General features: G+C 50.8%; 14 protein-coding genes. 6 read left to right on the top strand and 8 right to left on the bottom strand.

All coding sequences use genetic code 11. The features are described 5' to 3' along the window. The first annotated feature begins 48 nt into the window (after positions 1–48). The 4 genes from LK436_RS07515 (at position 49) to LK436_RS07500 (ending at position 5,241) form a co-directional block, all read left to right on the top strand. Positions 49–1,869, top strand: coding sequence for a sensor histidine kinase (locus tag LK436_RS07515; protein WP_227910187.1), 1,821 nt, complete (start codon positions 49–51; stop codon positions 1,867–1,869). After that, positions 1,857–2,549, top strand: a complete 693-nt coding sequence (locus LK436_RS07510; RefSeq protein WP_008398960.1) for a response regulator — start codon at positions 1,857–1,859, stop codon at positions 2,547–2,549. The genes LK436_RS07515 and LK436_RS07510 overlap by 13 nt, the downstream gene beginning before the upstream one ends. Before the next feature lie 111 nt (positions 2,550–2,660). Continuing rightward, positions 2,661–3,911: a sodium/glutamate symporter gene (locus LK436_RS07505; RefSeq protein ID WP_008398961.1), complete on the top strand. Its 1,251-nt coding sequence runs from the start codon at positions 2,661–2,663 to the stop codon at positions 3,909–3,911. Between the two features lie 301 nt (positions 3,912–4,212). Further along, positions 4,213–5,241: a TAXI family TRAP transporter solute-binding subunit gene (locus LK436_RS07500; protein WP_227910186.1), complete on the top strand. Its 1,029-nt coding sequence runs from the start codon at positions 4,213–4,215 to the stop codon at positions 5,239–5,241. A gap of 43 nt (positions 5,242–5,284) precedes the next feature. Here the strand turns inward: LK436_RS07500 and LK436_RS07495 are convergent, their stop codons facing one another. From LK436_RS07495 to LK436_RS07475, 5 genes are all read right to left on the bottom strand, one after another. Further along, a complete protein-coding gene (locus tag LK436_RS07495; RefSeq protein ID WP_008398963.1) occupies positions 5,285–6,019 on the bottom strand; it encodes a class I SAM-dependent methyltransferase in 735 nt (244 codons plus the stop codon). 24 nt (positions 6,020–6,043) lie between these two features. Beyond that, complete coding sequence (locus tag LK436_RS07490) at positions 6,044–7,405, bottom strand: MATE family efflux transporter (protein ID WP_015544689.1); 1,362 nt, start codon at positions 7,403–7,405, stop codon at positions 6,044–6,046. 792 nt (positions 7,406–8,197) lie between these two features. Then, complete coding sequence (locus LK436_RS07485) at positions 8,198–9,436, bottom strand: DHHW family protein (protein WP_008398965.1); 1,239 nt, start codon at positions 9,434–9,436, stop codon at positions 8,198–8,200. Between the two features lie 69 nt (positions 9,437–9,505). Then, the gene (locus LK436_RS07480) at positions 9,506–10,945 is read right to left on the bottom strand and encodes an MBOAT family O-acyltransferase (protein ID WP_008398966.1); all 1,440 of its coding nucleotides are present in this window, start codon (positions 10,943–10,945) and stop codon (positions 9,506–9,508) included. Positions 10,946–11,006: 61 nt separating this feature from the next. Beyond that, positions 11,007–11,654, bottom strand: a complete 648-nt coding sequence (locus tag LK436_RS07475) for a DUF4358 domain-containing protein (RefSeq protein WP_008398967.1) — start codon at positions 11,652–11,654, stop codon at positions 11,007–11,009. A gap of 255 nt (positions 11,655–11,909) precedes the next feature. Here LK436_RS07475 and LK436_RS07470 point away from each other — a divergent pair, with 255 nt between their 5' ends. Beyond that, positions 11,910–12,938 carry a 3-deoxy-7-phosphoheptulonate synthase gene (locus LK436_RS07470; protein ID WP_008398969.1) on the top strand — a complete coding sequence of 343 codons (1,029 nt, stop codon included), beginning with the start codon at positions 11,910–11,912 and terminating at the stop codon, positions 12,936–12,938. An 83-nt stretch (positions 12,939–13,021) separates the two neighbouring features. Here the strand turns inward: LK436_RS07470 and LK436_RS07465 are convergent, their stop codons facing one another. Then, positions 13,022–15,568 carry a sensor domain-containing diguanylate cyclase gene (locus LK436_RS07465; protein WP_008398970.1) on the bottom strand — a complete coding sequence of 849 codons (2,547 nt, stop codon included), beginning with the start codon at positions 15,566–15,568 and terminating at the stop codon, positions 13,022–13,024. A 480-nt stretch (positions 15,569–16,048) separates the two neighbouring features. Between LK436_RS07465 and LK436_RS07460 the strand changes: the two genes are divergently transcribed. Further along, positions 16,049–17,272 (top strand): BclA C-terminal domain-containing protein, encoded by a 1,224-nt coding sequence (locus LK436_RS07460; RefSeq protein WP_147594728.1) that lies wholly within the window; start codon positions 16,049–16,051, stop codon positions 17,270–17,272. 427 nt (positions 17,273–17,699) lie between these two features. Here the strand turns inward: LK436_RS07460 and LK436_RS07455 are convergent, their stop codons facing one another. Together LK436_RS07455 and pyk are read right to left on the bottom strand one after the other, a co-directional pair. Next, positions 17,700–18,968 carry a diaminopimelate decarboxylase gene (locus LK436_RS07455; RefSeq protein ID WP_044931755.1) on the bottom strand — a complete coding sequence of 423 codons (1,269 nt, stop codon included), beginning with the start codon at positions 18,966–18,968 and terminating at the stop codon, positions 17,700–17,702. Between the two features lie 270 nt (positions 18,969–19,238). Continuing rightward, positions 19,239–20,675 (bottom strand): pyruvate kinase, encoded by a 1,437-nt coding sequence (gene pyk / locus LK436_RS07450; RefSeq protein ID WP_008398975.1) that lies wholly within the window; start codon positions 20,673–20,675, stop codon positions 19,239–19,241. Positions 20,676–20,742: the final 67 nt, after the last annotated feature.

The following is a 20,742-nucleotide window of genomic DNA, read 5'->3' as shown; positions in this document are numbered from 1 at the left end:
CTGGCGGGAAAATTATGCCCGCACTCTGAAAAACAGGATGTGAAACAGGTGAATTTCAGCAATTTAAATCTTTTCAGAATAAAAAATTCTGTCCGGAGAACTCACAGCAGTGCCTGCAAAAAGAAAAAAAAGACGACGCTGGAGACTACCCTCTCCCGCAGTTTTTTCGCCGTCTCCGCAGTTCTCCTGCTGCTCTCGCTGGGCATTACCATGTATTATGATATTACCAGGCAGAGAAAGGAGGTAGATTCCACCATCAGCGGAACCGCTGCCTACATCGCCTCCATGCCCCAGGTAGCTGATATGCTTCAGATGGGATATCCCTCTGAGTCCCTTCGCCGGGATCTGGACTCCCTGTGCAGAAATACGGCCAACCTGAATGTGGTGCTCATCTGCGACAAGAACGGACTGCGCTTTTACCACACGGACCGCAATACGACCGGTGAGACAGTCACAGATGGAGACGAGGCGGCGGTTCTGGCCGGAAGTCCGCCCTATATTACCACCGGCTACGGCTCCCTCGGCACCCAGCGCCGCGCTTTTCACTCCATTCAGGATGACTCGGGCTCCATCATCGGGTATGTGATGGCCTCAGTTTTTACCGCCCATCTGTCTGACAGCCAGAAGCGCATTGTCACCCTGTATCTGACGGTGCTGGCCTTTATGCTTCTTGTAAGCCTGCTTCTGTCGAGAGGCGTTGTGGTTTTGCTGCAGGGAAGGCTGATGGGCCACGAGCCGGAGGAGCTGTTAGACATCTACATCCGTCAGGATGCGGTTCTGGGCTCCCTGGAGGAAGGGCTCATAGCCGCCGATCCTTCCGGCAGGGTTCTGTTTGCAAATCAGGCGGCGTCCGATCTGTTCTGCGGCAGCCGTACGTCCGGCAGTCTGGAGGGAAAACAGCTGTCTGCACTGTTTCCAGATACAGATTTTTCCCGCCTGCTGTCCGATGATGATTCCCGGTCCGGGGCAGAGGCATCCCGTGAGCTGAAAAAACAGCCGGTACAAAAAATTATGTCGTCAGGGACTGACGCTGAGAAAGCTCAGGAAAGCCGAGTCCTGGCGGACAGCTTCAAAACCGCCTCTGTCTCCGGCCTGATCTCAAATGTCGGCAGCCGTACCCTTCTCATTAAGACAATTCCCATTATAAGGAAGGATTCCATGAAGGGCGTCCTCATGGTGCTGAACGACAGAACCGAGGTGCTGCGAATGTCGGACGAGCTGTCCGGAACCCGCGCAACCCTGGATACGCTGCGTGCCTTTAACCATGAGTTTATGAACAAGCTCCACGTCATCCTGGGCTATCTGCAGACAGGAGAAACAAAAAAGGCTATCACCTTTATCATGAACAGCAGCCTTGTATCCAGCCAGGCTGTCAGAGAAACTGCTGAGCGCATCCGCGTATCTTCCATCTGCGCCCTGATTATCGGAAAAATGATGCACGCGGCGGAGCTTGGGATCCGCCTGTCCCTCTCTCCCGACAGCATCTGCCTGGAGCACGATCTGCTGATTCCCAGCGAGGAAATGATTACCGTAGTGGGAAACCTCCTGGAAAATGCCGTGGAGGAGCTGGCAGACCCGGACAATGCAGACAGGGCAATAAAGGAAATCAAACTCTCCCTTTTCTGTCGGAGGGATTTTAACCTGATTGTCTGCGAAGATACAGGACGCGGCATCTGCAGAGAGCTGGCTGAGCGCATCTGTGACAAGGGGGTGTCCACAAAAGGTGAAAGCCGGGGCCTTGGCCTGTTCCTTATAAAGGATATTGCCGAGCGCCGCAGGGGAGAGCTTACTATAGAAACAGAGGAGGGAGAGGGAACAGTGATTACCCTCACCTTCACGCAAAAGGAGAACGAAACATGTATTCAGTAATTATCGTAGAGGATGATCCGATGGTGGCTTCCATCAACCGCCAGTATGTGGAGCTGGAGCCCTCCTTTTCTGTAAAGCAGATCTTTAAATCCGGTCAGGATGCGCTTTCCTGGCTGAGCAGAGAGGAGGTGGATCTGATTATCCTGGATTACTACATGCCGCTGATGACCGGGCAGGAATTTATTGACCGGCTGCACAGCATGGGAAAGGCGCCCTCCGTTATCATGGTCACATCTGCCGGCGACTCTGCCATTGTCCAGGAGCTTCTCTCCCGGGGCGTGCTGGACTATCTGGTTAAGCCCTTTGAGCGGTCAAGATTTCGCCAGGCCCTCTCCCGCTTTGCACAGACCAGAAGCTGTCTGGACGGCTCTCCTGAGCTGAATCAGGCAGAGATTGACCGGCTGCTCTCCCATGCGCAGCCGGCTTCCCCCTCCTGCCAGACAGAACTTGCCAAGGGCTTAAGCGAAACTACTCTGACCCTGATCCGGAATTTTCTGAAAAGCAGGCCCGGCGAGCTCTTTTCCAGTGAACAGATTGCCGAGCAGGTGCACTTATCCCGGATAACCATTCGCCGCTATATGAACTATATGCTGGAAATAGGGGAGATTGTAAGCTCCGTGGATTACCAGACCGGCGGCCGGCCCTCCATCAAATATACCTGCTCCGGCCATGTACTTTAGTTACGAAAGCCTGTCAATAGTTACATAAATTGACTTTCCTTTTCTGTTTCTTTATATTTTATTTATAAATTTTTAACACATTCATAACATAGAGAAACGGAGGGAACTGTTATGGAAGCAATTTTAAGCTACTTTGGTACATATACTCCTGCTGCCGACGGCGCTGTGGCATCGTTCAAGTTTGAGTATCTGACCACCCTGGGCTTCGCGGCCATTGTAATCTTTGCAGGCCGCGCGATCGTTGCACATTCTGCGCTTTTGCGCAAGTATGCAATCCCGGCGCCCGTTGTATCCGGAATCATCTTTTCCATCATCGTGTCCGCCATCAAGGGGGCAGGTATTGTCGGCATCTCCTTTGATACGAAAATCATGCAGGATCTGTGCCAGAACCTGTTCTTCCTGTGCGTCGGCTTCGGCTTCAGCCTGAAAATGATTAAACATGCCGGCGGCAAGCTTTGTATCATGATTGCCGTTGCCGCATGTCTTTTAATCACCCTGCAGGATATTGTCGGCGTGCTGGTGGGAAATGCCATCGGCCTTCACCCGCTGTTAGCCCTTCAGTGCTCTTCCGCATCCATGTCCGGCGGCGTGGGAACTGCATCCGCTTTCGGCGCGATCTTCGAGGAGTGGGGAGCCCCCAACGCCACTACCATCGGCGTGGCAGCCGGAACCTGCGGAAATATCATGGGTTCCTTAATCGGCGGTCCTGTGGCTGCCTTCCTGATCACACATCACAAATTAAAGGCTGACCCTAATGACAAGCCGGAGTCCGCAAAGACAGGCGAAGTAATCCCCTTAAACAACAGCCGCATGATTTCCATGTTTGCCATGTGTCTGCTGGTTGCCGCTCTCGGAATGCCGATCTACTGTATCCTTGACAACATTCCGATGATCGAGATGCCGAAATTCATCGGCTGCCTCTTCGCCGGCGCTATCGCAAGGAATGTGATGGAGGCATTGAACATCAAGTTCTACACTCCTGAGGTGGATGCCATCGAGCACATGTTCCTCGAGCTGTACCTGGCTCTGGTTCTGATGACCATTGATATTACGGCTCTTGCACCTGTTGCGGGACAGATGGGAATTATCCTTCTCGTTCAGGCAGTATTAATGGCCCTGTTTGCCATCTTTATCTCCTACAACATGTTCGGACGCGACTACGGCGCCGCTGTCATGGCTGCCGGAAACTGCGGATGGGGCTGCGGCTCCGGCCCGAATGCCGTTGCAAATGAGAAGGCTGTTATGGATGCCTATGGCTGGCATAATGTTGCCTGGGTACTGTACCCGTCCTTCGCCGTTATCATTGACGATATCTACAACCCGATTTTCCTCTCTGTCTTCGGCGGAATCGTAGGAAAATAAAGACGGTGCCGAATCTTTCTTTGCCAGAGGGAAAAGGAAAGTGCCCGCAGCTATCCAAATGGCTGCGGGCACTTTCCTGTATTCCGATACTTTCTCTGATTTTCTTTTTCTCTTCTTCCTGAAGTTTTCTGATGTTTTTTTCTGAATTTCCTTTTCACGGAATTTCGTTTTTTCTGATTTCATTTTCCCTTTTCCGAATGTTAATTTTGTGTTATAGTTATGAATAATATTTCACCTTACAGCAGGGCGGCAGAAACTGTTTCACATAGCCGTTCTGCCATAAAAAATGGGAGGACTGCCATTGAAACACCTGATACACCTTATGTCTATATCTGCCCGTTCTGTCATCGGCATCCTTATTGCGATCCCATTTCTCTGCTCATGCTCGCTTAACGGGTATTCCTCTGCCTTTTCCGGCGGGAACGAACAACCAGACAGCACGATCACTGTTCTCACCATTGGGACAGCTGACAGAGGAGGAAGCATGTACCCGGCCGGAGAGGCCATCGCCGAATCCATTGAAACAACTTCGGAGCATATCCATGTAAATATATGCGCCTCTACCGGATCCTACACCAATATCCAGATGCTGAGCGAAGGCCAGATTGATCTGGGCCTTGTCAGCGGTGATGCGGCCTATGCAGCCTTCCATGGAACTCACGAGTTTTCAGCCGCCCCCCAGACAGAGCTTCGGACGATCGGGGCTGTATACTCCAGCATTTCCAACTGGATGGCCCTGAACTCCTCTTCTCTGTTTTACGTTCATGATCTGAAGGGCAGCCGTGTCTCTGTAGGTCCTGAGGCATCAAATACGGACCTTTCTGCCCGCATTGTCTTTGACCTGCTTGGCATATCCCCGGAGAACACGGAAATTGAAACGCGGGGAGGCATCGGGTACGGGGCAGAGCAGGTTTTGGCGGGAAACCTGGACGCTGTCCACGGCTTTGCCGGAACTCCCGTCGAGGGCCTGTATAACCTGTCTGTCCAGGCACCTTCAAGGCTTTTAAAATACACAGCCAGCGAACTGAACCAGATTCTGTCTGAAAACAGCTTCTATTACCGGGCCAGGATCCCTGCCGGAACCTATAAGGGTCAGGCGGAGGATGTGGACTCCTTTGGCGTCAAATGTCTGGTCTGTGTAGACGAAAGCATGGACGAGGAGCTGGTTCACGAGCTGACCTCTATCCTCTATTCCAGCAGAGTGGCTCTCGGAGAAGAGCAGGCTCTCCTGAAGCCCATGTCTGATGAAGGCTTCATGTACAGCGAGCTTCCCATACCGCTCCACCCGGGTGCCGAGCGTTTCTACAGGGAGCAGGGGCTCATTCCGTAGCCCGGATTTCAAATGTCTTCCAGGTACGGCTCCCTGTACCCGATTACTGTCTTTTCACAGCCGCTGCAAGGAGCATCATTGGCCTTCGCATCTCATCTCTCATTCCGGGAAGTCCCATCATCTCCTCCGGCGGCTGAGGTTCTACGATATGTGTCAGCTCGAAGCCGCATTCCAGAAGGGTATTCAGATAGGTGGTCAGCGTCCTGTGATACTTTGTCACCTTTTCCCCCAGAAACACTGCCTCCCTCGCCCCCTCATAGTAATAATTGTCCACCGGAAAGTGAAGGATCTCCTTATTCTCTCCGTAATACCAGTCCTGGGTTCCATAGGCGGTAAATGCAGGGTGCTCCACAGAAAACACGAAATCCCCTCCCGGCTTTAAAAAGCGGCTGATCTTCCCGACGAGTGGCTGAAAATCACGGACATAATGAAATGCAAGAGAACTCAGCACCACGTCAAAGGAGCTGTCATCAAACTCCAAATCTTCCATAGCCGTCAGGCGGTACTCAACTCCTTCGCAGCTGTTGATCTGCCTTGCCCTTCCCAGCATCTTTTCCGACAGATCCGTTCCCAGCACAGACAGGGCTCCGTGCTCTGCTGCATACCGGCAGTGCCATCCATAGCCGCAGCCCAGGTCAAGGACTTTCTTCCCCCTGAAATCGGGAAGCAGTTTTTCAAGCTCGGACCACTCTCCGGCCCCCTTCAGCCCCTTTTTTGAGCGCTCCATCTGGCTGTATTTTTCAAAAAATACAGGATCGTCATACTTGTTTTCCTTCATACCTTTTCTCCCTCTGCTGCCTTGCTACAGGGCCCCGTTTTCTCTTCTCCTCAGGATCTTTTTCATCGTCAGCAGATAGACAGCGATGCTGACCGCAGTTCCCAAAAAGTCAGAGAAAGGCTCTGTATAGAATACAGCCCTTACACCAAAAATCATCGGTATCAAAAACACTCCCAGCAGATACAGCGTCTTTCGGAAAGCCGACAGCGAGATGGCAATAGGCGCAATTCCCATCCCCGTATAGCCGTCTACAATCCCATACTGTATGGACAGCGGAATGATGCCCAGCGTAAATACCCGAATGGCCCAGACTGTCAGCTCCACATACTCCGGCTCTCTCGTAAAAATGCGGACAAAATACTGCGGAACTGCCTGGGCAATGATAAACATAACCGCTGTAAAGATGAGGGCCAGCGTCACAATCCACTGCTGAGCCGCCAGCACACGGTCGGATCTGCGCGCGCCGAAATTGTACCCGAGAATGGACTGGGTTCCCCCTGTAATGCCGCCTAAGGGCATCGTCACCATCAGCATAAAGCTCTGGACAATCGTATTGCAGGTCAAAAGCATATCCCCCTCCGGGCCTCCATAATGCTGGAGGGAGGCGTTCATTGCGATAACCAGCACATTGTCAAAGGCAACGATAAGGAAGGGTGAGAGCCCTAGAAAAATTACCTTCCGCATAATTCTCCACTGGTAATTGCCGAAGGTGATGCGGATCGGCACCCGTTTGCCAAACAGGAAGGCAAGCACGAAGGCGGCAGAAGCCATCTGAGAGATGACCGTAGCCAGAGCTCCGCCTTTCACTCCCATGTCAAAGCCGAAAATAAAAACAGGATCCAGCACAATATTGACCACTGCCCCCAGCATCACCGACTTCATCGCCACCTTTGCAAAGCCCTGGCAGATGATAAACTGGTTCATGCCGATAGACAGAAGGGCAAAAATCGTTCCCAAAAGATAGATGGTAATATAGTCGTTGGCATAGGGAAAAATGGCCTCACTGGCCCCGAACCACACAAGGAGCCTGTTTTTCAGAAGCAGGGCTGCCGCCATGATAATGAGAGAAATCGCAGAAAGCAGCAGAAAGCAGTTCGCAAGAATCTGAGAGGCTCCCTTTTCGTCCTTCTCTCCCAGGCGTATGCTCATCAGCGGCGCTCCTCCCACTCCCACCAGGGAGCCGAATGCCGTGATGAGCGTTACAATCGGCCCGCAGACGCCGACGCCGGCCAGAGCAGTCTCGCCTATCTCTGGAATATTTCCGATGTACATGCGGTCCACCACGCTGTAAAGCACACTGACAAACTGAGCCAGCATGGACGGAATCGCAATTCTCATAACAAGGAGCCGGACATCATCCCGGCCCAGATCATTTTCTATTTTCATCTTCTGTTCCCCCTTTTGCATTGACATTTATACCCTGTTTCCCCAGTCTTGTCAACACAAAAAAATAGCAGCAGAAAACTGCCTTCACTCCCGCTCCTGATTTCGAAGCAAAGGATTCTGCCGACTGCTTTCTTGAGCGAAAGAAAAAAGAATCCTGCCTCGCAGGATTCTCCGCCTGCGGCGGGCCGCAAAAGCGGCATTTTCCTCTCCAACCCAGTGTGATCCCCGCGGAGCGTTTTTATATAACAGGGAACAGCGTTTCCTGCTGTATAAAAAAGTGTGCGCCTTGGCGCACACTCGCGCCGAGCGCGGTTGCCTTCAGGCAATTTTTACCTTGCGCGCGAGTGCGCATCAACGTCATTTTTATTCAATAGGAAATGAAATTTCCTATTGAATAAAAAAGACCGGCACTGATTTCTCAGCCCGGTCTTTTTTATTCGCCTACAGGCCGGTTGGTTGGTTGGAATGGCCTGTATTTGAAAATTTTCTGCACTGCTTTGGAAACATACCTGTAACGGGGTGTAATGCATCAAGGAATTTCGAGTAACTTGATATGTTGTTATAGTATGTCTTCCGTCTGCCAGAAACAGAAATCATTTTCATCCGTTCAATTAGTTAATGCAACAGACTTATGTTTTATTGCATTTATTTCAAAAAATTTTTAAAATTTTTTGAATCATAGAAATAGGTAAAACCTGAACGGTTTTTATTCTGTTCTATTCTAATATGAAACTTCCGTTCCGTCAAGCTGTACCCCGCAAATTTATTAAATTCTTTTTACAAAACTATCACCTATCTGGCGATTTTTGTAACATTTTCGTCGCTGGCAAAGCCCGGTATCTGGTAGAGCACCAGCACATCCGTCACCTTCTCTTCCTCAGACAGCTCTGACAGCTTCTGATTCAGGTACCGCAGATCAGCCATGTACACCCGCTCAAAATAGGGAGCCGCAAAGGCGGCAAAGCAGTGGGCGTAGGAGTCCTTTATGATCAGAAGCCGCCTGTGCCCTGCGGCCTCTGTGTTCACGATTTCTGTCAGCGCGTGGTTGCCGTCCAGAAAAACCGCATACTTGTCTCTGCCTTTAAGCCGTTCCGGCTCATAGAGACTTCCGTGTGCCTCAGGAACGCCGTCGTAAAATACCTCAAACTGGCTGTCCCCATTCCACTCTCCTGCACCGGCAGGCGTCCATACCTCAATTCTGTCAGGGTTCATGGGAATATTTAACTTCGAGTGAATGGTTCCCAGAAACTCCTCTGTCACCACAGTTCTGTCGTATTTTTCCATGTCGGGGGCCTTCTCCCCTATGGAGTCCATCCAGCAGGAAAAGGCGTAGTAGGCTCCCTTCGTAGTCCAGTGATGATCTGTCCTGTAGTACAGTTCCTCCCCGCTGTGCCCGGCAAGCACCTGATCCGGCCTGAGAAGCCATGAGGGCCAGTCCTGTGCCTCTCCTCTCTTCCCTTTTCCGGCAGCATTTTCCCGCCATGCCGCCTCCCGAAGGAGCTCATAAACCTCTGTCTGATCCCAGGGCTCGGCAAAATCGGGCAGCTTCTCTGTCAGAATCTGGGACGCCGACGGTACAAGCATCACCCGGACATGATCCTCCCCCAGGCTTTCCCCAAAACTGCTGACTGCCTTTGCCAGATAAGCAATATTTTTCTGAAGCTGCCCGTTTAGGAGCTTCTCCCTGTCAAACCGCTCAATATAGTACCCGTCCTTCCCAAAATACACGCCGTTTACATCTCCCTTTCCGGCACTTCTCTGGGCCAGCGCCTTTAGAGCCACCAGGCCTCCCCTCATCGGAAACTGATCCGAAAGGTACTTCTCATAGTCTTCCCCATAGCTGCCGTCCAGAAAAGCCTCTGGTGTCCATTCCGGCTTCTGCGCCAGATACCGGTTCTCTGTATCCGAAAATACTTTCTCCGGAAGAAAGACCAGGCCGGCCCCAAACACAGCCAGAAATCCCAGAAAAGCAGCTGTGAGCGGCAGTCCCTGCCTTCCTTTTTTCTGTCTGTGCTTTTGCTCTTCTCTCATCCTGCACTCTCCTCTCCCGCAATCCCGCGCCCTTCCTCACCGGTCAGCCAGACATGGCTGCCCTCCCTGTCAGAATCTGAAATACAAAAACGGATTATAGCCGGCATTAACCAGAAAGGCCGTGGAAAATAAAAGCAGAAGCAGGCAGAAGCTAAGCTCCAGCACCTCTCTCGCCCCCTTCTTTTTTTCCAGAAGCTTCATGGCGAAACCGGCTCCAAGGGCCGGAAGTCTCGTTGCCCCCAGAACTGCCGCCCCAAGGAGCAGCAGGTTTGACAGGAAAAGATACACCGTCCTGTCAGTTGCCAGGGGAAGAAAGCTGCCTGCTGCCGTGCGGTAAAATCCAGCCATCTGAGACAGCCAGACGCCGATCTGCCCCATATCCTCAAAGGCAAACAGCACCCATCCCAGAATCACAAGAACCTGTGCATAGAAAATGCCTGCCGCCCGCGGGAGCCTCTCCAGAATTCCTTTCAAAAACAGCTTTTCCGCAAGCAGAAGGACGCCGAAGTACAATCCCCACAGGAGAAAATTGAAGCCTGCGCCGTGCCAGATGCCTGTGAGCAGCCATACAATCAGAATATTCCTCACCTGGACTCTGACCCCTCTTCTGTTTCCGCCAAGGGGAATATAGACATATTCCCTGAACCAGGTGCCGAGAGAAATATGCCACCTTCTCCAGAACTCTGTAATGCTTGAGGCCGTATAGGGGTAACGAAAATTTTCCGGAAAATGGAAGCCGAACATGGCTCCCAGACCTACCGCCATATCTGAATAGCCTGAAAAGTCAAAATAGATCTGCATTCCGAAGGCGAAAATGCCAAGCCAGACCAGAAGAATACTCCGGTCATCTGCAAACATCCCTGAAATTTCGGAGAACAGAGCTCCCGCCTGGTTTGCAATCAGCACCTTTTTCCCGAGTCCTATGCAGAAGCGCCTGACTCCCAGGGAAAACCGAGAGAGACTCTCCTGTCTTGCTGACAGCTCCCGGGCTATCGTGTGATAGCGGACGATGGGCCCTGCAATCAGCTGCGGAAACATGGAAACATAGGCTCCGAAAGCAATCAGGTCCTTCTGCGCCTTCGCCTCTCCCCGGTATACGTCAATGGTATAAGACATGGTCTGAAAAGTGTAGAAAGAAATTCCCACAGGAAGCGCCAGCCCCAGAAGAGGCAGCTGAGTGCCCAGAATCTCGTTTGTGCTCCTGATCAGAAAATCGGTGTATTTAAAAAAGCACAGAAGGCCCAGGTTAATGATGACCGAAGAGGCCACCGCCATCCTGGCCCTCCTGATACTTCCCTGCTTCTGAAAATGTTCTACCAGCTGTCCGTGAAAAAAATCCACCAGGGTGGAAAACAGGAGCAGGGTGATATAAACGGGCTCTCCCCATCCATAAAAAACAAGGCTTCCAATGAAGAGAACGCCATTGCGAAGCCTTGTGGGCACCAAATAATAGGCCAGTATCACAGCCGGCAGAAACCGGAATAAAAACAGAAGGCTTGAAAATACCATTTACCCTTCCTCCTGCAAAGGCTGCGGGTTATCCGGGTGACGGAGCCCCCGCGCCTGTTTTCTATTCTGCAAAAAATCCCTCTATCACATCAACGCCGATCTGATTATTTGCCTTTGCCGATTCCAGAGCTGCTTCCTCTCCCTGTTCTTCAGCCTCTGTGTCAGCTGAGCCGAGCATGACAAAAAACACGTATCCATCTTCCTCCAAAACCTGGGATGCCTCCAGCTTGGGAAGATTCATGGGGTACTGCATTCCGTCCGTCAGCTGCTGATCCCTGTAGTCATAGAGGGCAGCCGCAATGTCCTCCTCGTGTCCTGACACTGCCTTAAATCCCATGAATGTTTCCACATGGGCAGAGATCATCGGCCCCTCTGCAATGCAGGCCTCGTACCAGTCTCTGCTGATCCCGTAAATATTTTCCAGCATCTCACTGTCAAGCTCCATGCTGGGAATGTAGCGCTCCCCATATGCTTCCTTCACGGCCGCATAGATTTCATTGAGCTTTTCGTCAGAAGCTTCCGCCTGGGAGCTTCCGGCCTCTTCGCTATCCTGTGTGTCTTCCTCTGTTTCAGGCGCCTCTGTGGTATCCTGCTGTGCAGACTCTTCCATATCCGCTGTCGCCTGTTCTCCGCTTTCTGATGCCGGTGCGCACGCACTCAGGCTCAACGCCGCCAGAACTGCGGCCAATACATAGGTTTTCTTCTTCATAATACCCTTCTGCTCTCCTTAATTCATTCTGCATTCTTGTCTCTTCCCAGCTCTTTTCTCTTTTTCCCAGAACCCGCCAGGCAGTATGCCTGTCTCTTTCAGAGAAAGGAAGAAGCTCCGGCCTGTCTGACGCCCGGGCAATTTCCCGCGGTCATACACTTGCCGAATCCAGATTTCTATATTATAATGTAGCCACATGTGAATTACAATTTACTTTTGCTTAAAGAATACTTACGATTTTAGGAGGACTAAACCATGGGATTTGAGTATGTCAGCAAACTTCCCACGCCGGACGAAATCCGGGCCCAGTTCCCGCTGGCTCCGGCTCTGGCGGCAGAGAAAGCCAGAAAAGACGAAGAGATTAAAGATGTGTTTACAGGAAAGAGCAGCAAATTTCTGGTCATTATCGGCCCCTGCTCCGCAGACCGGGAGGACTCCGTGTGTGAGTATGTTTCCCGTCTTGCAAAAGTTCAGGATAAAGTTAAGGACAAGCTGATCCTGATTCCCCGGATCTACACAAACAAGCCCCGGACAACCGGTGATGGATACAAGGGCCTTCTTCACCAGCCAAACCCGGAGAAAAAGCCCGACCTCCACGAAGGGTTAATTGCCATCCGCAAGCTCCACATGCGCGTCATAGCGGAAACCGGCTTCTCCACGGCAGACGAGATGCTGTACCCGGATAACCTGACCTATCTGTCTGATCTTTTATCATACATTGCCGTAGGTGCCCGCTCAGTGGAAAACCAGCAGCACCGCCTCGTCTCCAGCGGCGTTGACGTGCCCGTGGGTATGAAAAATCCCACCAGCGGCGCTCTCTCTGTCATGTTAAATGCCGTTCACGCGGCACAGCACGGCCATGAATTTATCTACAGAAGCTGGGAGGTTAAGACAAAGGGCAACCCCCTTACCCACTGTATTCTTCGCGGTGCAGTCAATAAGCATAACCAGTGCCTGCCCAATTACCACTATGAGGATCTGCGCCTGCTCCTGGAGCTCTACTCAGAGCGCAGCCTTGAAAATCCTGCCTGCATTGTAGATGCCAACCACTCCAATTCCAACAAGCAGTATATGGAGCAGATCCGTATTGTGAAGGAAGTTCTGCACAGCCGCCGCCACTCAGACGATATCAGAGATTTTGTCAAGGGCGTCATGATCGAAAGCTATCTGGAACCAGGATGTCAGAAGGTAGGAGAGCACTGCTACGGAAAATCCATCACGGATCCATGTCTGGGATGGGATGATTCGGAACGGCTGCTCTATGATATTGCAGAAAGCATTTAGAAATCGTCTGAATAAAAGACCGGTACAAAAGCTGTCTCTGTGGCGTCAGTCTGTTTTGTACCGGTCTTTTTGCATTCCCCTCGCTATTCCTGTTCTGCCTTCTGCCTGCTGTCCGCCTTTTCGGCAAAGCAGTAGCCTCCCTTTCCCGCATATTTGACAGAATAGAGGGCCTGATCTGCGCAGTCATACAGATGTTTAAATTTCCTTCCGCATTCCGGAACCATGGCAATCCCAATGGAACCGCTGATACTTACCTCCCGCCCCTCTCTTTTATATGTGCGCCGTAAAAGCCCAAGGAGCTTTTCTGCACTGGATCGCACATTCTCCTGTGATTTGATGTCTCTCATCAGAACGATAAATTCATCTCCGCCAAGGCGCCCCACAATATCTGTCTTTCGAAAACTGCTCCTCAGTATCTCGGCAACTTCCCTGAGGACCAAATCTCCCTGTACATGTCCCATTGTGTCATTGATCTCCTTAAAATTATCCAGATCAATCAGAAGAAATGCTGATTTCATGTCCCTGGCTCCGATAGACAGGCTGGCATTTATATTTCTCTCAGAGGCAGCCCGGTTGTAAAGCCCGGTCAGCTGATCCCTCTCTGCCTTATAGAGAAGCTCCAGCTCCTTCTTTTTCTTTTCCTCATTGTTGTGGGAAACCACTACGGCATTCAGCTCATGGCTTTCCGGGAGCTCTGTCAGATATACATTTGCCACACACCAGGAATATCCATGGTCCGTACGTCTCCGGTATTCAAGGGAAAATTGGTTTTTCCCCTTGGAGTAAAACTCTTCCTTCAGCCTGTCACAGCTCAGGATATCCGATACCTCCCTGGCATCCTCCTGGTACACGATCTGAGCTACATGCTCCTGAATGAATTCTTCATACTGAATATGCTCTCCCTCCGGAACAGGAATCCGGTTATAGGACAGCAGACGATTGCGGGTCACATTCGTTTCCAGATGAAACACGGACTGTCCTATCATTGCCTCCATATATGCCTTCTCTTTTAAAAGCTGATGCTCCTTCTTTCTCTCCTCTGTCACATCTTCAATGATACCGACAATCTGCCTTGCGCTGCTCTGCAGGGAAAACGGATTAAGAAGCGTAATTTTTTTCCATCGCTCCTCTCCATCAAAAACCGCTGCAGCCCTGCAGATCGTCTCCCTCCTTGTCTCAATGATCTCCTCAAAAGCGCTCAAAAATTTTCCCTTTGATTCCGGACTGATGAAACGCTCTGCAGCATCTTCCAGACTCATTTTCATATTAGCCGGAAATTCTATATCCCAGCCTCCTCTGTTTTTGAAGGTCAGCTCCTGTGTCTCTTTATTGTAGATAAACACCGACAGCCCGCTGTAATCGGCAGAAATCCTTAAAATCTCGTCATCCAGTTCGATTTTCCTCTCAGCCGTAATATCCTGAATGATACCGATAATTTTTCGGTTTCCATACTTGTCGGGAAATGGATTTACAAGGGTCACCCGTTCCCAGATCGTCCCCTTCTCCGTCTGTTTTTTCATGACGCAGGAGGCACTCCTCTTTCCATTTTCCAGAGCCTTAAACATGCCGAGAAATCCTTTTCGCATGCCTGAATCCTGAATCTTCTCTGCCATTCTTTCAGGAATATGTTCCAGTACCCTTCCTCTCCTGCTTCCATTCTGACTGCTGTTCTGAAATACAAGCCTCCTGTCTTCCTGGTTATAGATAAATACAGTGAGGCCGCTCTCCTCCATGGAAATGCGAAAAATTTCATCTTCCAGCTCCAAAGCGTCGAGAATGCGTTTCCTCTCCTGGGAGACATGATAAATATATGACAGAGCTGCGCTGGCAGCTAATCCAAGCATCACGATTATCACGCAACCTTCCCAGTCCGTCCATCCTTTGTCAAGCGTAACAGACAGGTTCCACTGTCCCCCCGGAACAGAAACCGGCTGCTGCACAGCCTGGCTCTCATCCACATTTCCCATAGAAATTGCTGAACTTCCGGATTCTGTCACCAGCTTATATGAATATCCCTTATTTTTTAAATCCTCCCATCCTGCTTCCTTAGATATTTTATCAACGTCCAAGACAGCGCAGGCAAATCCGCAAAGCTTCTCCTTCTGCCCCTGAACCGTAAAAATCGGAGATACCAGGATAGAGACTGCTGACAGCTTTTCCGTTTCCAGTGGAGTCCCCAATACGTTTTCTTTTCTTTCTTCTGCAAGACTCCTGAGCTTTTCAACTTCTGCCCTTACACCATTCTGCGATGCAGACTGAGGCAGTACATTCTTCGGATACTGATATATTTCCCCGCTCCCTGTGACAAGAATTTCTGAAATTATGCCCCTTCCTGTGCCGGCCAGTGACATGATCTGATTAAATTCTTCCTCCGTCATCTTTCCCTTTGATGACTGAACTGCCGCCTTCATGACATTCGTCCGATCTGCCGCATCTTCTGTCACTGTCTCAAAACGTTCTGCATATAATTTTGCCAGATGCTTCGCATTTTCCTTCAATATGTACTCTGTTCTGTATAAATAAATTCCTGAAAGAATAACGGTTATAAAAATTCCGCATAGTAAAATAGGTGCGTGAAACGGCATTGTCCTGATAACTGCACCTTCTTTTTTCTTCATTGTTTCACTCATCTTCTGACCGCCCGCCCAATAGATATTCTCTCTTCCTTATTCCGTTATGTAAAATATGCACCGGAGTGTGGCTCCCAAAAGACCAGCGCCCACGCATCGTGTACATCCCTGAATCTTTCTGTATCCGGGAGACGAAATTTTCTGCGGTATGCGACAGCCTCTCTGTTTCCTATCCAGGCAAAAAGCCGCTCTGTTATCTGTGCAGCCTAAAAAACCGTACCCCAAAAAGACAGGCAGAAGTTCTGTCTGTCCCGACTGTTTCAGAAAACAGCACTGCTCTCAGCAGCTTATTTTAAAATCTTATTTTCTCTGAAGTATGATAAAATTCTGTCTACCGGACATTATAGCATGATAAATCACCGGCGTAAAGAGCAGAAAAATCACCTCTGCCCAGAGCTTTTCTTCCCCTGTATGCTGTCTTTTCACCCAAAGTACATCCCTGCATATATTATATTAAAACAAAACATGAAGGATTTATTTATGTGTAATAGATGCAATCAAAATCCATGCCAGTGCGGACGCCCATGCCCGCCTATTTTTCCGCCGAACCCATGCCCGCCTGGTACCTGCCCTCAGCCAATCGCCATCGGGCAGACCATCACAGGGCTTCCCGGGACAGCCGCCAATGTATTTAACAGCGGCACTCCCTGCCGGCCCATTCTGAACTTTACAATTCCTCAGGGCGGAACCGGACCGACCGGACCTCAGGGGCCTCAGGGACTCCAGGGACCGGCAGGGCCTCAGGGACCTCAGGGACCTCAGGGACCGGCAGGACCTCAGGGAGCCCAGGGGCCGGCAGGACCGGCGGGCGCTACCGGCGCCACAGGTGCCACAGGACCGACCGGCGCACCCGGACCAGGACTTGACACCGCTACTGCCTATAATCCCACTGTCACTTATGCTGAAGGGGATATTGTTTACTTCAACGGAAGCATTTACCGTGCTGCCAGAAATGGAATTTTAGCTACACCGGGAACTAACTCTGACTTTACACTGCTCTCTGTTGCCGGACCGACCGGCGCTACAGGACCAACCGGCGCTACAGGTGCTACCGGCGCCACAGGGCCGACCGGCGCCACGGGACCTACCGGCGCCACGGGTGCCACAGGCGCTACAGGACCGACCGGCGCCACGGGTGCAGACGGAGCAGCAGGAGCGGCGGGCGCTACCGGCGCCACAGGACCGACCGGCGCTGCAGGACCGGCAGGTGCCGCAGGTGCTGACGGCGCCACAGGACCGACCGGCGCTACAGGTGCTACCGGTGCCACAGGACCGACCGGCGCTGCGCCTCCATTTAATGGCCTGTATGCGACCAATGTTCCCAGCCAGTCACCGGCTTCCGACGGAACTGCCCTTACCTTCGACACAAACCAGTTAGAGGAGGGCACCGCCGTCACCCACACAGCCAGCAGCGGTGATTTTACCATCAATGAGGCCGGCGTATATCTGATTTCCTATTCGGTTATCGGAACCAACACAACCGCCACCGGCGAGGCGAAGGTGGAGCTTCGGGAAGACGGCACTCAGATTCCTGGAAGTGCAAAATCAGGAACTATCGCCGCTACCAGCAACACAACCACCCTGGCAGCCTCCGTACTCATCAGCGTAGCCGCAACTGCTACAATCACTCTGGTTATGATTGGAACCGGCTTCTCCTTTACGGATGCCGGACTTCTGATTCAGAAGATATCAGATACACCGTAAAAACTGGATATGTACCCAGCGGAGGGACAGCCGCAGTACGCGGCTGTCCCTCCGATTTGCTCACCTGTCTGCAATGAGATTTGGCCGAAAGCATCCCCGGGGCAATCCATTTCCACGGGACTCCTTCTATTTGAGGAAAAGAAATTTTCCTGTAAACTGAAAAAACCCCCGCACCTTCCGGTGCAGGGGGCTCTTTCAGTTAGGATTTTGGAATTTCAAAAAGGTTAAAAGGTTTATTACTTTTGTATCGTGCATTTATTATGGTTTTAGTATAACACGGTTCTCCCAAAAATGTTTGTATAGTCTTTAAATAAATTATGAAGTTTTTCTTAAGATTCCACCGCCCCATGCAATAAAACGGCAGTTTTCTGCATTATAGGGACTTTCATCCCCTGCTTTTTACGCCCTCTTCTTTCCCAGCTGTCTCCTACAGCACTTTATTAAAGAGATCGCAGAAATCAAAGGTGGCGAAATAATCCCTGGGCGTCTCTGCCCGGCGGATCATCTGGACGCTTCCATCCTCCCTTAAAAGGAGCTCTGCAGAGCGCAGCTTTCCGTTGTAATTATATCCCATGGAAAATCCGTGGGCTCCCGTATCGTGGATCACCAGCAGATCTCCTAAGTCAATTTTCGGAAGCATTCTGTCAATGGCAAATTTATCATTGTTTTCGCAGAGGGATCCCGTTATGTCATACTTATGGTCACATGGTTCCTTCTCCTTCCCCATCACTGTAATATGATGGTAGGCTCCGTACATGGCCGGGCGCATCAGGTTCACAGCGCAGGCATCTACACCGATATACTCCTTGTGCGTGTGCTTTTCGTGGATAGCCGTTGTCACCAGGCAGCCGTAAGGCCCCAGCATAAAGCGTCCCAGCTCTGTGTAAATTGCCACATCGCCCATCCCTGCAGGAACCAGAACCTCCTCGTAAACCTTTCTTACTCCCTCTCCAATCATGAAAATATCGTTTGGCTCCTGATCCGGACGGTAGGGAATTCCGATTCCGCCGGAAAGGTTGATAAAGGCTATCTCTGCTCCGGTCTCCTCCTTCAGCTTGACTGCCAGCTCAAACAGCACCTTTGCAAGCATCGGATAATACTCATTGGTCACCGTATTGCTGGCCAGAAATGCGTGAATTCCAAACCGTTTCGCTCCCTTTGATTTCAGAATCTTAAATGCCTCGAAAATCTGCTCTGTGGTCATTCCGTATTTGGCATCCCCGGGGTTGTCCATGATGTCATTGCTGATCTTGAAAAGCCCGCCTGGATTGTAGCGGCAGCTTATGGTTTCCGGAATATGGCCGATGGCCTTCTCAAGAAATTCGATGTGGGTAATGTCATCGAGATTGATAATTGCCCCAAGGCTGTCTGCCTTCTGAAACTCCTCAAGGGGCGTATCGTTTGAAGAAAACATGATCTTTTCTCCGTCATATTCCATGGCCTCTGCCATCATAAGCTCCGTCAGAGAGGAACAGTCCACTCCGCAGTCCAGTTTCTTTAAAATATCGATGATAAACGGGTTCGGTGTTGCCTTGACTGCAAAGTACTCTCTAAACCCCTTGTTCCAGGAAAATGCCCTCTTTAAGCGCTCTGCATTCTCCCGAATTCCCTTTTCATCATAGAGATGAAAGGGTGTCGGATATGTCTTAGTAATCTCTTTTAACTGTTCCAGTGTCACAAACGGTTTCTTATCCATTCTCTTTCTCCTTATCCTGTTAAAATCCTCCGGCGTTTCTGCAGTCTTTGCCTTTTTCTGTTCTCTCCTGCGCCTTTTATCCGGCATCCGCAAAAACGGCGCGGACTTTCACTGGGAAATGCCGCGCCGCATAAGCCGTTTATCTGATTTCAAAAGTCCGGCTCAGCCTTCCCTCCGGCCTGGCCATCCTGAAGCTGCCTGACTCCGGCCTTTTTATCTGATTTCTGTTGATCTCTATTGACTCCTATTCATTCCTATCGATTTCTGTCTTTAGTCCACCTCAACCACGCGCATGATATTGGTATTAGCTGCCGGAGAATGCCGGCTTGCATAAGTCACAACTCCGGCAGTAGCCACAACCACATCTCCTGCCTTTACGATTCCCTTTTCCTTCAGAATCTCGATAGAAGAATATACCAGAACGTCGGTGGAATCTGCCCTCTTTGCGTGGAACGGCTTCACCCCCCAGTAGAGCTGCATCTGGCGGACCGTTGTCATGCTCGGTGAGAGTCCCACAATCGTCGCGTTGGGACGCCATTTGGAGAGCATTCTCGCTGTAAATCCGCTGACAGAAGGCGCCACAATCGCAGCTGCGCCCAGATCATGGGCTGTGGCTACGGATGAATAGCACACTGCGTTGGAGATATTTTTCTTATTTTCCACACTGACCCTTCTCTGACGATAGGACGAATAGTCCAGATACTTCTCAGAATCTTCCACGATCTGAGCCATCATCTTTACCGCCTCCACCGGGTAGCGTCCCATAGCTGTCTCCCCGGAGAGCATCACTGCGTCTGTTCCGTCATAAACGGCATTGGCCACGTCTGTCACTTCCGCACGGGTTGGACGGGGATTCCTGATCATGGAGTCCAGCATCTGGGTTGCTGTGATAACCGGCTTACAGGCCTCATTGCACTTTCGGATAATCAGCTTCTGTATATGAGGAACCTTCTCTGCCGGAATCTCAACTCCCATATCACCTCGGGCAACCATAATTCCATCGCAGGCTTCCAGGATGGAATCCAGATTTTTGATACCCTCTGCATTCTCAATCTTTGCAATAATAAGCATATTGGAACCATGCTTATCCAGAATCTCACGAATCTCACGGATTGCAGATGCATTTCTGACAAAGGAGGCCGCGATCATGTCAAATCCGGCCGTGATTCCAAAGAGGATATCCTCCTTGTCCTTGTCGGTCAGAGCCGGGAGCTTAATTTCCACATTTGGTACATTGACTCCCTTCTTCTCCCCAAGCTCACCTCCATTGATGATTCTGCAGACAATATCATTTCCCCTTACTTCTTCCACATCCAGCTCAATCAGTCCGTCGTCAATAAGGATCTGATTTCCCGGCACCACATCAGCGGGAAGCCCTGCATAGTTGATGAAGCCTCTCCTGTCGTCACCCACGATTTCATCTGTGGTGAGCGTATAAAGTTCTCCCGCCTTCAGAGTGACCTTCTTTCCGTCCTTCAGATTTCCCGTGCGAATCTCCGGACCCTTGGTGTCAAGCAGGGCTGCGATTGGAAGCCCCAGCTCTTCACGCACACTCTCGAGGATCTTATAGCGGCCCATATGCTCCTCGTAATCTCCGTGGGAAAAATTAAAACGCGCCACATCCATTCCATTTAAAGCAAGCTGTCTCATAATCTCTCTGTCATTGGTGTTCGGGCCCATGGTGCAGATAATTTTTGTCTTTTTCATCCTGTTATATTCCTCCTGTATCTGTTCTCAGCCCCCTCTGGCTGAGCGTTGCAAGTTTCCCCCGTTT

Source organism: Clostridium sp. M62/1 (assembly GCF_020736365.1).
Taxonomy (GTDB): Bacteria; Bacillota; Clostridia; order Lachnospirales; family Lachnospiraceae; genus Otoolea; species Otoolea saccharolyticum_A.
This window is presented reverse-complemented; position numbering and strand designations above follow the sequence as displayed.